The following is a 15,973-nucleotide window of genomic DNA, read 5'->3' on the forward strand; positions in this document are numbered from 1 at the left end:
AGGTAAAAAAATGCAGAATCTACAAAAAAAAGTCTATCATAAAAATCGCTTTCAAACGCCCTGCGAGACGCCAAAAGTAAGTGTGAAAAATAGCAAATTTGAAGGCATTTTGGCGCTAATGGATAGTCGCATAAAGATTATTGAATCCTTTATCGAGCTAGGCAATTTAGTCGTGTGCGTGGAGCGACACGATATTTTGGAGGCATTAGAGATTTTGAAGGATTATGGATTTGATATTTTAAGCGAGTTAAGCGCGATTCATTTGAGCGATGATAGATTTGAAGTTTTTTATCAACTTTTATCGATGGATAAAGTCGCCCGTGTGCGCGTAAAAACAATCACCGATAAAGAAATAGATTCAGCGACTAAAATCTACCGAAACGCCCTTTGGTGCGAGAGAGAAGCTTATGATATGTTTGGCATTCGCTTTTTAAATCACCCGCATTTAAAGCGACTAATTATGCCTGATGATTGGAGCGGACACCCCTTGCGAAAGGATTATCCGTTGCAAGGCGATGAAGATGCGCAGTGGTATGAGATTGACAAAATTTTTGGCGTGGAGCATAGGGATAGCGTGGGCGCGGAAAATCGAGATTCGGCGTTTGTCGATGAGAGCGATACGATGAATTTTGCCCTTGCGGGATTTGAAGTGCCAAAGGGCGCAAAAGCAAAAAGCGCAAGTGACGAACCCACAGAAATCCGCTACCAAGAAAAAGATGGCGTTTTTGTCGTTACCAAATTTGACAAAGCAAAGCAAAAGCAATTAGACAAAAGGCGATAAAATGAAGCAAATTTACACGAAGCTAAAACCGCAATTTGAAAATATCGCCTTTGAGCGCGATGATGATAAGATGATATTAAACTTCGGTCCCCAGCACCCTAGCGCACACGGGCAGTTACGGCTGATTTTAGAATTAGATGGCGAGCTAGTTACCAAAGCCACGCCTGATATTGGATATTTGCATCGGGGTATGGAGAAAATGGCAGAAAATATGATTTATAGCGAATTTATCCCCACCACCGATAGAATGGACTATATCAACGCCACTTCGAATAATTACGCCTTTTGCGCGAGTGTAGAGAAATTGCTTGATTTGCAAATCCCGCTCCGTGCGCAAATAATCCGCACAATGCTTTTAGAAGTCAATCGCATTATTTCGCATTTATTTTTCATCTCCGTGCACGCGATGGATGTGGGCGCACTATCGATTATGCTGTATGGATTTAAAGAGCGAGAATATGGACTAGATTTAATCGAAGATTATTGCGGGGCGAGACTTACGCATTCAAGCATTCGAATCGGCGGTGTCCCGCTTGATTTACCGCAAAATTGGTGCGAGAATTTAAGCGCGTTTTTGGATAGACTACCAAAAGAAGTCGGGCGAATCGAAAATTTACTAGATAAAAATCGCATTTGGCGAGCGAGACTAGAAAATGTCGGCAAGGTTAGCGCAGAGATGGCAAAAAAGTGGGCGTTAAGTGGCGTAATGCTCCGTGCGAGTGGGTTTAAGTGGGATATTCGCAAAGAAGAGCCCTATGAAGTTTATGGCGAAGTGGATTTTGATGTGCCTTATGCAAATGATGGCGATTGCTACGCAAGGTATTTGCTGTATATGGAAGAGATTCGCCAATCTTCGCGCATTTTACGGCAACTTATCGCAATGTATCCAAAGTCGCCAAAAGAGATTATCGCGGATTCGCCACAATATATCTCCGCGCCAAAAGAGCAGATTATGACGCAAAATTACTCTCTAATGCAGCATTTTGTGCTAACCACGCAAGGTATGCGTCCGCCAAAGGGTGAATCTTACGCCCCCACCGAATCGCCCAAAGGCGAGTTAGGATTTTTCATAAACTCCGATGGCGAGCCATATCCATATCGCCTAAAAGTCCGTGCGCCAAGCTTTTATCATTGCGGACTTTTGCAGGATTTACTGCCCGGACATTATTTGGCTGATGTGGTGACAATCATTGGCTCGACAAATATCGTATTTGGCGAGATTGACAGGTGAGATTAGGTAGGGCGAAGCGATGAAACGATTTGATTTACGGCATTTGGGCGCGGACTTTGGGGCGAGAATGTGTGAGATTGTGGAGGGTGAGCTAAAAAATGGCGAAATTGGGATTTTTCTTTTTGAAATTGGGGATTTTAGTAGCGTAGAAAAAAGCGCGAATCTAGTGGCGCAAAATGGTTGGACGCTGATGAATTCTTTGCGTTTTAATGAAGTGGATTGGAGCATTGTGGTGAAAAAAGCCCCGCAAGATTCTACGACAGAATCACAAATCGCAGAATCTAATGCAAAAACCGCAGAATCTAGCGCACAATCCGCCCCACATTGTCATACTGAGCGTAGCGAAGTATCTCAAAGAGATTCTTCGGTCGCTTCGCTCCCTCAGAATGACAAAAAATCCGCAGAATCTAGCGCAGAATCCGCAGAATCTCCAAAAGCGAGTGAAAAATGATTAGCAAATCCGCGCTAAAAAATTATGATTTTATCATCACACTTGGCTTTTACAGCCCCGCGCTACTTTCAAAATGCAATGTGTGCTTTTATCCATTTTTGGATTGCGAAGCGGACTTATATGTGCGCTATGAAGTCGGCACAGAAGAGGGCGTTGTGGCGTTGTTGCTATGTGAATTTGCTAACAAGGGCGCGGATTCAAAGCTAGATGATTTTATAAACGCCCTTGATTACGGCTATTTGAGTGCAGAATCAAATGTAAGCGAAGAGGAATTAAGCGAAATCAAAAATCAAATCAAATTACACAAAAAACCTGTGCTTTTGATAGGCGATGATATTGCTCACCACGCGCAAAAAAGCAATATTTTAAATATGCTATCCGCGCTAAAATCGCATTCAAATTTAGAAGTGCTTTGCGCTGAAAATTTGCCAAGCGATTTTGTGCTAAATTTGCCTACGAATCTCCCTGAATATAATGGTTGCGTAATTTATCTAAAAAATTGCGCCAAAAATGACTTAAAAATATCGCCTGAATTTGCCCGTGCGTGGGGATTGAGCGATTTGCAAGAGATTAGATTTGCGCTAGATTCGCAAGAGATTTGCGCTACTTGCAAAATCGATAAGGATTTTGGCGGAGTTATTGGCGTTTTTGGTGGCGCAGAATCTAAAAGCTATCCATTTAAAACTATCGCAATACAAAGGCATTAAAATGGCAGAAATCACAATCAACAATCAAAAAATTACCGCAAACGAGGGCGAATACTTGCTAAATGTCGCTCGGGCAAATGGCATTTTTATCCCCGCGATTTGCTATTTGAGCGGTTGTTCGCCCACTTTGGCGTGTAAGCTATGTATGGTTGAGGCGGATGGAAAGCGCGTGTATTCGTGCAACGCAAAGGTAAAAGATGGTATGACAATCACCACAAACACGCCTGAAATCAATGCCGAGCGCAAAGCGATAATGCAAAGCTATTGTGTCAATCATCCGCTAGAATGTGGCGTGTGCGATAAAAGTGGCGAGTGCGAGTTGCAGGACTTTACGCTTTTATTTGGCGTGGATAATCAAAGCTATTTTGTGGCAGATTCGCTTAAAAAGCGCGATAGTTGGGGGCAAGTGAAGTATGACCCGAGCCTTTGTATCCTTTGTGAGCGGTGCGTAACGGCGTGTAAGGACAATTTAGGCGAAGCGAATCTAAAAGTCATAAAAAGCGATTCAATCCCGCAATTAGATTCGGCAAAGTGGAAAGAGATAATGCCAAAAGACGCATTTAGCGTGTGGAATCGTAAGCAAAAAGGCGTGATAGGATTTGTCGGCGAAAATCCCTGCAATGACTGCGTGGAGTGCGTGAGTGTGTGCCCTGTGGGTGCGCTTGGCGTGAAATCTTTTCAATACACCACAAACGCGTGGGAGTTGCAAAAAGTGGATAGCACCTGCAATCTCTGCCCTGCGGGGTGCAAAATAGTGTTAGAGGGCAAAAAAGACGCCAAAAACAAAACGCGCCTTTATCGCGTAACAAATGATTTTAATTTCAATCCTATATGCGCGGGTGGGCGATTTGGGCAAGAAATTAGTGGCGAATCTTGTGTAGATTTGAGTGGCGAATCTTTAAATCGCGCAATCAGTGCGATTCACAATGCAAAGGCAATCAAAGTTGGCGGAAACACCACAAACAACGAAGCAAAATTTTTGCAAAGTCTAAAAAACGCGCTTGGATTGAAGCTGATAAATTATGAGTTGGAAAATTACTTTAAAATTTTGGAGATTTTTGGCGATTCGCCCCTTGCCACGCTTGAATCGATTGGCACACAAAAGCTAATTATTAGCGTAGGTGGCAATCCAAAATACGAAAATCCCCTTGTGCGCTACAAAATCAACAACGCGCTAAAAATGCAAAAAGATTGCGCCTTTGTGTTTGCAAGTGCGATTCGCGATACTTTGATGGCAAATCTAAGCAAAAAATTTTTAGAAATAATCCACGCGCCAAACGCAGAATCTGCCGTGATTTTGGCGATTTGTGGGATTTTAGATTCTGCGATTTTGGATAATTTGAAAAAGATTCAAAGTGGTGAAAATGAATATTATGAGATTTTTGAAAATGCAAATATAAAATATGAAGCATTTTTAGAATTGCAAAAAATGCTTGAAAATACCGCGCCTTTGCTAATTATCGGCAGTGATTTTTATAGTAACAAAAACGCGCCTTATATCGCAAATCTTTTGGCAATTTTAGCAAAGCAAAATAAAATCAAAATTCTTTTAAATCCGCCAAGTAGCAATGCAAATGGGATTTATATGAATCTATCGTTAGATTCGGCGCAATCGTGCGAAACTTTGGATAATCCGGGCGAATGTAGCAAATCTAATGGTAAATCGCAAAGTATTAAAAGCATTATCGGATGGCGCACAAAGGGCGAATTTACCTTTGATAGCATAAATGCGGACTTTGTTTTGCCATATTTTAGCGCGATAAATGATAGCATTGTAAATTTGGATAATCGAATCTTGCCGATAAACGCGCTATTTTCTGCGCCAAAATATTTGGAAATGCTTTACGAATCGCTAAATTTGGAGTGCGATTTGAGAGTGCCAAAATTGCAAAATTTTTATGATAATAGTGGGGCGGACAAAAGGGGCGAGATTTTGTCGCATAAAACTAAAAACTCCCCCTCCCTTGCGAGTGGCGATTCCATAAAAAATTCCCCCTCCCTTGCGGAGGGGGACAAAGGGGGTGGGTTGAATCCGCAAAATATTAGTGGTGCAAAATTTGCAAATTTTAATAAATTAGATTCTGAGATTTATAGCAAAATCGCAGAATCTACCCACCCCCTAGCCCCCTCCGCAAGGGAGGGGGAATCTATAGATTGCCACGATTTGGCTATCGCCAAATCTCGCAATGACGAAATGGGATATTTGCGCGATATCGCTCCCCACTTCTACCCCTACACACGATTTTGCGCTCACTTCACCACGCCTTTTGGAATCTATGTCTCAAAATCCAAAATGCAAGATTTGGCATTAAGCATTGGCGCAAATGTGGGCGATAAAGTCGCGCTAACCATAAATGGCGCAGAGATTCGCGCAAAAATCTACATTGACTTTGAAATGGATGGCGATTTTTTTGCTATCTCGCCACAAATAGATGGCGCAATAAATGCCTTTAAAGGCGAGAAATTCGCGCAGATTGAGAGCATAAAAAAGGATAATATAAAATGAGCTTTTTAGAAATCATCATAAAAATCCTAGTGATTTTGGCGGTATTCTCGGCGTTTGCGGGATATGGGACATATTTGGATAGAAAGATTTTAGGATTTATGCAAAAGCGTTTAGGTCCCACTTATGTAGGACCCTTTGGACTTTTGCAAGTCCCAGCAGATGGGATTAAGCTCTTTTTAAAAGAAGATATTATCCCTAAAAATGCAAATGCCTTTTTATTTTGCCTAGCACCAATAATCGCCGCTGCTACGGCATTTACCGCGATGGCACCAGTGCCGTTTTTGCCAGAATTTACGCTTTTTGGAGAGACTATTCGCCCCATTGTCGCGGACATCAATGTCGGCATTTTGTTTGTTTTAAGCGTGGGGGCGGTGGGTGCGTATGGACCATTACTTGCGGGGTTAAGCTCGGCGAATAAATACTCGCTCATTGGCGCAGCAAGGGCTGTTTCGCAACTTTTGAGCTTTGAAGTGGTAAGCGGACTAGCGATTTTAGCACCCATTATGATGGTTGGCTCGTTATCTTTGATTGATTTAAATAATTTTCAAAAAGATGGACTTTGGCTTATTTGCTACCAGCCTGTGGCGTTTTTGCTATTTTTAATCGCGGGATATGCAGAGACGAATCGGACGCCCTTTGATTTGTTAGAGCACGAAGCGGAGATTGTCGCGGGATACATCACCGAATACAGCGGATTAAAATGGGGTATGTTTTTCATTGGCGAGTATGCAAATATGTTCACACTTTCATTTATCGTAAGTCTCGTATTTTGCGGTGGATTCAACCCCATTTGGATAATCCCGGGGGGCATTGCGATTTTGCTAAAAGTGGCGTTTTTTATATTTTTATTTTGCTGGACTAGGGCGACTTTTCCGCATATTCGCCCTGACCAGCTTATGAGTTTGTGCTGGAAGGTGCTAATGCCCCTTGCCATCGCAAATATCTTAATTACGGGCTTTGTGCTAATTTAGGGGGAGAAAATGAGCTACAAACTAATAAATTCGCCAGAAAAGCCAAGCTTTATGCGGTTTGTAAAGCGCACATTTGGACTTGACTTGCTAAAAGGGCTAAAAATCACGCTAGTTGAGTTTTTTAGCCCAAAAACTATCGCCACCATCAAATATCCATTAGAAAAAATCCCGCTATCCCCACGCTACCGCGCGATTCATAAGCTAATGCGCCTTTTAGAGAGTGGCAATGAGCGATGCATTGGCTGTGGGCTGTGCGAGAAAATCTGCATTAGCAACTGCATAAAGATTGAGACGAGCTACGGCGCAGATTCGCGTAAAAAAATCACTAGCTACACGATAAATTTTGGGCGGTGCATTTATTGCGGATTTTGCGCGGAGGTGTGCCCTGAGATTGCCATCATTCACGGAGAGCGATATGAAAATTCAAGCGAGCAAAGGGCGCATTTTGCAAATAAAGAAGTAATGCTAACGCCACTAGATTTGGCACTGCGTGGGGATATTTGCGAATTTGCGGGATTTGGGGCTGTGAGTGAAAATGCGGATTCGTCTGTCAAACAAACACCTACGGGGTATATTGATGGCAATTCGTCTTTGGGTATGCAATTTGCGCCGTTTTCGCATAAAACTTCGCTCGATGAACCGCAAGTTCTATCTCGCTCGTTTCACGCAAAAACGGCGCAAAGCCACACCGCAAATACTAGAATTGATTCAAAAGAAAATGCAGATTCTGCGAAAACCGCAGAATCTAATGAAAAAAATGCAGATTCTACGCTAGATTCTGCGAATCGCGACAAAAGCGCAGAATCTGCAAAATTCGCAGAATCTCAAAATCCCCCCTCCCTTGCGGAGGGGGCTAGGGGGTGGGTAGATTCTGCGAACGCAGAATCTAATGAAATTAAATCTGTGCGAAGCACCGAATCTCGCCCGCTTCGTGGTGCAAAAAATCGGGAGCAAGGTTGCAGTAGTGCAACCGCCGATTTTTTGCTAGAAGCGGAAAAGCGAGGCTCTCCCCCTAAAAGCGAAAAGCGTGAGCTTTTGGCGCGTAGGGGGAGCGGGGCGGGGGGTGCAGCCCTTTTGCGAGAAGAATCTAGCGAATCAAATGATAAAAATAGCGAAAATATCGCAGATTCTGCGAAACAAACAAAATTCGCAGAATCTAATCCGCAAAGCACCATCGCGCAAAAGGGGGGCGAGTGATGTTAGAATTCATCTCATTTTATCTTTTTGCGATTTTAGTCATCGCGTCATTTAGTATTGCCGTTTTGAGTGCGAATATTTTGTATTCGATGAGTGCGCTAGCGGCGGGTATGATTTTTATCTCGGGGCTATTTTTCACGCTGGGAGCGGAGTTTTTAGGCGTGGTGCAAATCGCCGTTTATACAGGCGCGGTGATGGCGTTATACGCCTTTGGTATGATGTTTTTTGATAGCAGCAAAGAAGTGCGCGAATACCGCAAGCACACAAAGACAATCGCCTTTTTAAGCGTAGGCAGTGCGCTTCTTGTGGCAATCATCATTTTAATGCCACGAGTGCTAATCTTGCAAAGCACCGCCACTGCGGGCAATCTAGGCAATGTTGAGTCGCTAGGGCAACTACTTTTCACAAAATATCTTTTGCCCTTTGAGCTAGCGGCGATAATGCTCTTAATTGCGATGGTTGCGGGGATTATTTTAGTTAAAAAAGATTTGAGCGATTCAGGCGATATAAAGGACAATCTATGATAGGGTTAAATCATTATTTACTTTTAAGTGCGATTTTGTTTTCAATCGGCGCACTTGGCATTATGCGACGCAAAAATTTGCTAATGCTATTTTTCTCAACTGAGATTCTGCTAAATGCCGCAAATATCGCGCTAGTGGCGATTAGCAAATATTATGGTAATTTGGATGGGCAGATTTTCGCGCTGTTTATCATCGCAATCGCCGCAAGTGAAGTCGCTGTGGGACTTGGACTGCTGATTTTGCTATATCGAAAAAAGAAAAGTTTAGATTTGGATAATCTAAATTCTATGAAGGGTTAATATGGTTGAAATTATACTTTTTGCACCGCTGTTTGGCTCGCTATTTGCGACACTTTTTGCATTTAGCAAAAAAAATATTTTATCTGCGCTCGTGCCGATACTCGCACTTGGAGTTGCGCTAGTTTGCGCATTTATCGCCCTTTTTGAAGTAATGCAAAATGGCGCAATTAGCGCGATTTTAAGCGAGTGGATTGTGGCTGGGCGATTTAATATCGACTTTGGCTTTGTGATTGATGGCGTTTCGTGTGTGATGATTTTGGTGGTGTTAATTGTCTCGCTTTTTGTGCATATTTATTCAGTGGGCTATATGGCAAATGATGAATGTTTCAATAAATTTTTTGCGTTTTTGAGTGCGTTTGTGTTTTCAATGCTAATTCTTGTGATGAGCGATAATTTTTTGGGATTATTTATCGGCTGGGAGGGCGTTGGGCTTTGCTCTTGGATGCTAATTGGCTTTTGGCACAATCGCAAAAGTGCGTCCTTTGCGGCAAATGAAGCCTTTATAATGAATCGCATTGCAGATTTGGGGCTATTGCTAGGCATTTTTCTAATCTTTTATGTATGCGGTAGCTTGAAATATAGCGTGGTGTTTGGGAGTGTGGGCGATATTGATGGCGTGATTTTGATGTGGATTGGCATTTTGCTTTTTATCGGTGCGATGGGAAAATCCGCGCAGTTTCCACTTCACACTTGGCTAGCAGACGCGATGGAGGGTCCTACGCCCGTATCTGCGCTAATACACGCCGCTACAATGGTAACGGCGGGAGTTTATTTGGTGATTCGTGCGAATCCTATTTATGATGCAATCCCGCATATCGGGCTAATGATTGCGTATTTGGGCGCGTTTGTGGCGATTTTTGCCGCAAGTATGGCGTTAGTCAATAACGATTTAAAACGCATTATTGCCTACTCGACTTTGAGTCAGCTTGGCTATATGTTTGTGGCTGGGGGCTTGGGATATTATGCTATCGCGCTTTTTCATCTCACCACTCACGCATTTTTCAAATCACTGCTATTTTTGGGCGCGGGAAATGTAATGCACGCGATGAATGACAAGCTAGACATAAGCAAAATGGGGGCTTTGTGGAAGCCATTGCGATTCAGCGCGATTTTAATGATAATCGCATCAGTGGCTTTGGCTGGAATCTACCCATTTGCTGGATTTTTCTCCAAAGATAAGATTTTGGAAAGTGCCTTTGTGGAGGGAAATTTTGGGATTTATATCGTGCTTTTATTAAGCGCGTTTTTAACGGCGTTTTATAGTTTTCGACTAATAATGCTGGTATTTTTTGCACCAAAAAATTATGAAAATGCCGAATCTAGCGCAAATTCGCACGAATCTAACGCACAAAACAAAGCTCCGCAAGATTCGCACGAATCTAACGCCATCCACGATTCACCACACGAGGCAAGTAAAATTATGCTCTACGCTATGACACCATTAGCGATTTTAGCCGTCCTTGCTGGATTTTTTGAGCATAGTTTTATGGATTTTATTGCCAAATTTATCACCCCAAAAGAAGCGCATTTAGATTCGGCAACATTTGCGATTCTAATCGCGCTCGCGCTATTTGTGGCAATCGCTGGGATTATTTTTGCCATTTTTATTTACCGCCCACAAAGCAAATGGTGGCAAATCGACAAAGCAAAAATACAAGAAAATTTCATCTACAAATTGCTAAAAAATCAATACTATATCCCGCGAATCTATGACATAGTTTTTATCCGCTCATACAAGGCAATAGCGAAGTTTTTGTGGAGAGAGATTGATTTGAAAATCATCGATTTTATGGTGGATTTAATCGCAAAAATCTTTTTGCAAAGCGCACAAAGTGCGAGAAAATTGCAAAGTGGTATTTTGACGCAAAGTCTTATGCTGATGAGTGCTGGGATATTTGTAATGTTGGCGATTCTCGCTATCGCTGGGATTTAGGGGGAGAAAATGGAGCATTTGTTAAATATCATTTTATTTTTGCCGGCACTCTCAACTTTGCTAATGTTTAGCAATATGATGGATAAAGTCGCACTCAAATATTACGCCACAATCATCGCGCTTATCGAGTTTGGATTATGCCTAATGCTTTGGTTTTTATTTGATGGGGCGGATGCGGGATTTCAGTTTGTGACGATTATCCCAATCGCACAGGGCATAAATTATTTCATCGGCGTTGATGGGATTTCGCTCTTTTTGGTGGTTTTGAGTGCGTTTATTGTGCTTTTGTGTATCATTTTTTTAGATGAAGTCAAAAATATCAAGCATTTTTTAATCGCACTTTTATTTTTAGAAACCATTATGATTGGGGCGTTTGTGTCGCTAAATATGATTTTGTTTTATATTTTTTGGGAGATTTCGCTAGTGCCTATGCTTTATATTATCGGCTTTTGGGGCAGTGAGCGCAGAATCTATGCTTCAATCAAATTTTTTCTATACACATTTTGCGCTTCGCTTGTGATGCTTTTTGGCATTTTGTATTTTGCGTATATTTACGCGCAAAGTGCTGGTGTGTGGAGCTTTGACTTGCTTGATTGGTATGCGTTGCCTTTGGATGTCGATTTGCAAAAAGTGCTATTTGTGGCGTTTTTTATCGGTATTGCCGTAAAAGTGCCTATGTTCCCCCTTCATACTTGGCTACCTTACGCACACGGACAAGCTCCCACCACAGGCTCTGTGATACTCGCAGCGATTTTGCTAAAAATGGGGACTTATGCGTTTGTGCGCTTTTCTTTGCCACTATTCCCCGATGCAAGTGTGGCTTTTATCGTGCCTATTGCGATTTTGTGTGTGATAATGGTAGTTTATACCGCGCTCATCGCATTTGCGCAAGATGATATGAAGCAAGTTATCGCATATAGCTCAATCTCGCATATGGGGATTATCGTGCTAGGCACATTTGCGCTAAATGTGGAGGGGATTAGTGGGAGTGTGTTTTTTATGCTAAGCCACGGGATTATCAGCGGTGCGCTCTTTATGATGGTTGGGATTTTATATGATAGGACGCATACCAAAATGATAGCGCACTATGGGGGAATCGCGCGAGTTATGCCAAAATTTACGCTGTTATTTGCGATTTTGCTAATGGGTAGCGTGGGATTGCCCCTTACGATGGGATTTGTGGGCGAATTTTTGAGTTTATTAGGATTTTTTGGTGTGAATAAATTTATCGCATTTTTGGCTGGTAGCGGGATAATTTTGGGCGCAATTTATATGCTAAATTTATTTCGCAATGTGTTTTTAAATGAGCTAAAACCGCACAATACAAATTTAAGCGATATAAATGTGCGCGAATCTTGCGCTGTAATCCCGCTAGTAATCGTTGTGATTTGGCTTGGCGTCTATCCAAAGCCCATTTTAAGCAAGATTGACGCCTCCGTGCAGAATCTCGTCACCTTTATGAGCGAAAAAGCACTCATCGATGAAAACAAAGCATTTTTAAGTAAATTTTTGGAGGTGAAATAATGCCAGATTTTGCTTCGCTAAATATTATTAGCATTTTGCCTATGCTTGTAATTGTGCTTGGTGCGCTTGGGATTTTGTGCCTTGATATGATTTTGGGTAAATTTTATCAAGGGATTTATGTTGCTTTGAGTGTGATAATTATCGCGCTTGGTTTGTTTTCGCTACTTTATATGGATAGTTATGGGAGTGGATTTTTTGACTTTGTGGAGATTGATGGATTTAGCGTGGTGGCGCAAATTATCATTCTTTCAACCTCCATATTTTTCGTGCTTTTAAGCAAGGGCGATTATAGAGAGTTTCGCTACGCGGAGTTTTACGCGCTATTTTTATTTGTGATTGCGGGGTATCAGTTTATGAGTGCCGCAAGTAATCTAATGCTTATTTTCATCGCACTTGAAGTGTCATCTCTTGCGCTGTATGCGATGATTGCGCTGAATCGCACGGATAAAGGATTAGAAGCTGCGTTAAAATACTTCACGCTTGGCGCATTTGGCAGTGGATTATTCGCATTTGGATTGGTATTTATTTATGCGAGTGTGGGGAGTTTGGATATTGCGGATTTGGCATTTGCGGTTAGCACGGCGGGGGGCGATTCGAAGTTTTTATTGCTTGGATTTGTGTTTTTGCTTGGTGCGCTTGGGTTTAAACTATCATTTGTCCCGTTTCACTCGTGGGTGCCAGATATTTATGAAGGTTCAAATCCGCCTTTGGCATTTTATATGTCAGTTGCCACAAAAATCGCCGCATTTATCGTGGCGTTGCGTATTTTTGGGATATTTTTAGAGTTTGCATTTGCGCAAGTGATTTTATTTATCATCGTTGCGCTAACCACGACAATCCCAAACATCATCGCCCTACGGCAAAGCGATGTGCAAAGAATGCTAGCGTATAGCTCCATCTCACAGGCGGGATTTGGACTAGCCTGCATTGTGGTAGGGACGGAGCAAAGCGTTAGTGCGCTATTTTTGTATTGGATTTTGTTTGCGTTTAGCAATTTGGGGGCGTTTGGATTGCTTTGGGTGGTGCATAATAAAAAGGGCGCGCCTTTTGAGCGATTTAGCGGACTAATCAAAACTGCGCCATTACTTGCTATTTGCTTTGCGGTGTTTATGCTATCACTTGGCGGGATACCGCCTTTTGGATTATTTTGGGGTAAAATCTTTGTGATTTCAAGTGCGATAAATAGCGGACACATCGCCCTTGCGATTATTTTATTGCTAAATAGCGCGATTGCGATTTATTATTATATGAAGTTAATAATTTTTATGTTTTTAAAAGATTTAGATTCAGCGAAAAACGCAGAATCTCAAAGTGCTTTGCGCGATTTATCGCCAAAAGACAACGCACAAATCGCAAAATCCACTCTTGCAATCACCACTATCATCGCACTTTCATTCATCGTCTGTCTCGTCTCGCTCTTGCTTCTTGGCACGATTTTATCGCATTTGGGGCGGTATTTAGGATTTTAAATGCGTTTGTTGCTTTTGGTGGGACTTTTTAGCGCGATTTTTGCGGTGGATTTGCAGGTGGATTATGGTGTGGAGCAAAATGCGCGTTTTGCAATTCTCACCATAAAGTCGCCAAACGCAATCCCCTGCGCTGAATCTAGCGATATAAATGGCAATGTGATTTTGATTCAATGCACTATAAACAAAGTCCCTAAAAAGCCACAGCACAGGCAAAAATTAGAGTTTTTTGAAATTTATAGCGAGGTTAAAAATAAGCAATTTCATCTATTTATCAAGCCTACCAAATCTGCCAAATCTGCCAAAAAAATGCGCCTTTTTGCAAATGCCTTTGATTTAAAAAGCGATATTGCGCTACCAAAAGAGCGTCCCAAAACCGCGCAAAATTGGCAAATTATAGGGTATGAAAGCACAATCCCCTTTTTGTCGAATCAAAAATATAGCGGACTAAATTTCCCCATAAATATCGTAGATTCTGCGCCTTTTGTCATCGGGGAGCTAAATATCGATGCAAGTCCGCTTGCGTTTGAAGAGGGAGCGGATTTTGGCGCATTTTTGGCACTTCGCAATAATTTTGAAAACAAAAACTACGCAGAGGCAATCAATCTCGCCGATAATATTACGCAAAACTACGCAGAGAGCATATTTTCACGCGATGCGCTGCTTTATAAGATTCGCGCGATGGATAAAATAGACAATCCGCCAGATGATGTGATAACTCTCGCAAAGTCGTGGATTAAGGCATTTGGCGCGGATACAAATGTGCCCGAAGTGCTTTATATCATCGGCAGCAATTACAGCAAACTTCGCATTTATGCGGAGGCAAAATATTATTTTAATCGCATTTTAGATGAGTATGAAAGCTCCAAATACGCGCAATACGCGCTTGTAGGTTTGGCGCAGAATCTCGCTCAAAACGGCGATAAACGCCAACCGCCCATTTTGTATGCAAGAGCTTATGAGGGCGCAAAAGATTTGGATTCAGCGAGCTTTGTGGCACTTGCTTGGGTGGAGTTTTTACTAGCAAATGATGATAAAAAAAATGCAAGAAATTTGATTAGCAAAGTGCTAAATGCAAATCCAAAATATTTTTTAGATGATACAAAAAAAAGCGTGAAAAACTTCGAGCTGTGGGCAAATTATGGATTTTATGATTTGAGTGCTAGGGCGGGAGAGTTTATGCTCTCACATTTAGAAAATGACGCTTTTAAAGAGCACTTAATGCTACAAATCGCGCAGTGGTATGAGAGCGCGAAAATGCCAGATGACGCATATCGCGTAAATAGCGAGTTTCTAAAAACCTTTGCTGAATCAAATCAAAAAGATAGCGTAAAAACGCGCGCTGATAATTTGCTCTTTGCCACAAATGAAGGCGACAAAGAAAAGCAAATCGCGCAGTTTGACTACATTATCCAAACTTACCCAAATAGCGAAAATGCCAAACTTGCCTACGCCAAAAAAGCGCAGAATCTATTTGATTTAGGGCGGTATGCGGATGTGGTGGCGATAAAAGCGCATTTGGATAAAGATAGCGAAGTGCTAAAAAAATCCTACGCCGCGCTAATTGAGCGTGAAAAATTATGCGAAAAAATTATCCCACTTTGGGAGCAAATGCCACTACTCACCAAAAACGCAGAATCTATCTTTGAGTGCCTATTTCGCGCAAAGGCATTCACACAAGCGCGGGATTTAAACGCGCAAATGCGTGATGGCGACAAAGCGCAGTGGTTGCAGAATGAAGCAAGGGTGCATTTTGCGCTTGGCGACTTTGAACGGGCAAAGAACGCTAGCAGAGATGCGATGAGTTTGGCAAAAAATATTGGGGCGAAGCTAAAAATGGGCGAAATTTTATTTTTCTCACAAGTTCAGTTAAATCAAAAAAATGACGCAAAAAGCACATTTAATATTTTGCAAAATCTCTCTCCCAAAAATCGCGCTCTAATCCCGCTATATAAAGAAATGTTGCACTTTGCGCTAAATGATAATGATAATATCGCGGTTGAAAAATACGCAAAAGATTTGATTGCCTTGCAAAAGGCGCATAAAACTTATGAATTTTCGCCCTTTGCGGAGCTAAGCTATGCTGATGTGCTTTTTAGCGAAAATCGATTTAGCGAAATGCTAAAAGTGCTCTCAAATTTGCGTAACGCAAATAATGCCGAAGCACAAAAGGCGCATTATTTGCGCGGGAGTGCGCATTATGAGTTGGGCGATAATAAAAGCGCAAAGGCGGAGTTTGAGAAATGCGCCAAAATTAAGGGCGAGTTTGAAGGCGTTTGCAAAATGGCGTTAGAAAAATTTTAAAGGATTTAGGATGATAGATAGCACGAGCAGCGGGACTTTCCCGTATATGATGGAAGGATTTAGTGGCGCGGAGTTTTTG

The 15,973-nt window shown here is 42.0% G+C and carries 13 protein-coding genes; all 13 read left to right on the forward strand.

Going from position 1 to position 15,973, the window contains the following annotated elements:
- Window positions 1–10 precede the first annotated feature (10 nt).
- Genes ACWIUE_RS02310 through ACWIUE_RS02370 form a run of 13 tightly spaced genes read left to right on the forward strand, consistent with a single transcriptional unit; the run spans window position 11 to window position 15,894 of the window.
- A complete protein-coding gene (locus ACWIUE_RS02310; RefSeq protein WP_454134482.1) occupies window positions 11–781 on the forward strand; it encodes an NADH-quinone oxidoreductase subunit C in 771 nt (256 codons plus the stop codon).
- Window position 782: 1 nt separating this feature from the next.
- Window positions 783–2,012 carry an NADH dehydrogenase (quinone) subunit D gene (gene nuoD / locus ACWIUE_RS02315; protein WP_454134484.1) on the forward strand — a complete coding sequence of 410 codons (1,230 nt, stop codon included), beginning with the start codon at window positions 783–785 and terminating at the stop codon, window positions 2,010–2,012.
- Between the two features lie 19 nt (window positions 2,013–2,031).
- A complete protein-coding gene (locus ACWIUE_RS02320) occupies window positions 2,032–2,463 on the forward strand; it encodes an NADH-ubiquinone oxidoreductase subunit E family protein (RefSeq protein ID WP_454134486.1) in 432 nt (143 codons plus the stop codon).
- The gene (locus ACWIUE_RS02325) at window positions 2,460–3,170 is read left to right on the forward strand and encodes a hypothetical protein (protein ID WP_454134488.1); all 711 of its coding nucleotides are present in this window, start codon (window positions 2,460–2,462) and stop codon (window positions 3,168–3,170) included. Before ACWIUE_RS02320 ends, ACWIUE_RS02325 begins: the two co-directional genes overlap by 4 nt.
- Window positions 3,091–5,676 carry an NADH-quinone oxidoreductase subunit G gene (locus tag ACWIUE_RS02330; protein WP_454134490.1) on the forward strand — a complete coding sequence of 862 codons (2,586 nt, stop codon included), beginning with the start codon at window positions 3,091–3,093 and terminating at the stop codon, window positions 5,674–5,676. Before ACWIUE_RS02325 ends, ACWIUE_RS02330 begins: the two co-directional genes overlap by 80 nt.
- A complete protein-coding gene (gene nuoH, locus ACWIUE_RS02335; protein ID WP_454134492.1) occupies window positions 5,673–6,647 on the forward strand; it encodes an NADH-quinone oxidoreductase subunit NuoH in 975 nt (324 codons plus the stop codon). The genes ACWIUE_RS02330 and nuoH overlap by 4 nt, the downstream gene beginning before the upstream one ends.
- Window positions 6,648–6,656: 9 nt before the next feature.
- Window positions 6,657–7,844, forward strand: coding sequence for an NADH-quinone oxidoreductase subunit NuoI (gene nuoI, locus ACWIUE_RS02340; protein WP_454134494.1), 1,188 nt, complete (start codon window positions 6,657–6,659; stop codon window positions 7,842–7,844).
- Complete coding sequence (locus ACWIUE_RS02345) at window positions 7,844–8,368, forward strand: NADH-quinone oxidoreductase subunit J (protein ID WP_454134496.1); 525 nt, start codon at window positions 7,844–7,846, stop codon at window positions 8,366–8,368. The genes nuoI and ACWIUE_RS02345 overlap by 1 nt, the downstream gene beginning before the upstream one ends.
- Window positions 8,365–8,667, forward strand: coding sequence for an NADH-quinone oxidoreductase subunit NuoK (nuoK, locus tag ACWIUE_RS02350; protein WP_454134498.1), 303 nt, complete (start codon window positions 8,365–8,367; stop codon window positions 8,665–8,667). The genes ACWIUE_RS02345 and nuoK overlap by 4 nt, the downstream gene beginning before the upstream one ends.
- A gap of 1 nt (window position 8,668) precedes the next feature.
- The gene (gene nuoL, locus ACWIUE_RS02355) at window positions 8,669–10,600 is read left to right on the forward strand and encodes an NADH-quinone oxidoreductase subunit L (protein ID WP_454134500.1); all 1,932 of its coding nucleotides are present in this window, start codon (window positions 8,669–8,671) and stop codon (window positions 10,598–10,600) included.
- 9 nt (window positions 10,601–10,609) lie between these two features.
- The gene (locus ACWIUE_RS02360) at window positions 10,610–12,124 is read left to right on the forward strand and encodes an NADH-quinone oxidoreductase subunit M (protein WP_454134502.1); all 1,515 of its coding nucleotides are present in this window, start codon (window positions 10,610–10,612) and stop codon (window positions 12,122–12,124) included.
- Window positions 12,124–13,593: an NADH-quinone oxidoreductase subunit NuoN gene (gene nuoN / locus ACWIUE_RS02365; protein WP_454134504.1), complete on the forward strand. Its 1,470-nt coding sequence runs from the start codon at window positions 12,124–12,126 to the stop codon at window positions 13,591–13,593. Before ACWIUE_RS02360 ends, nuoN begins: the two co-directional genes overlap by 1 nt.
- Window positions 13,594–15,894 carry a tetratricopeptide repeat protein gene (locus ACWIUE_RS02370; protein WP_454134506.1) on the forward strand — a complete coding sequence of 767 codons (2,301 nt, stop codon included), beginning with the start codon at window positions 13,594–13,596 and terminating at the stop codon, window positions 15,892–15,894.
- The last annotated feature ends 79 nt before the right edge of the window (window positions 15,895–15,973 follow it).

The sequence above is a fragment of the Helicobacter sp. 23-1045 genome, from assembly GCF_053654655.1.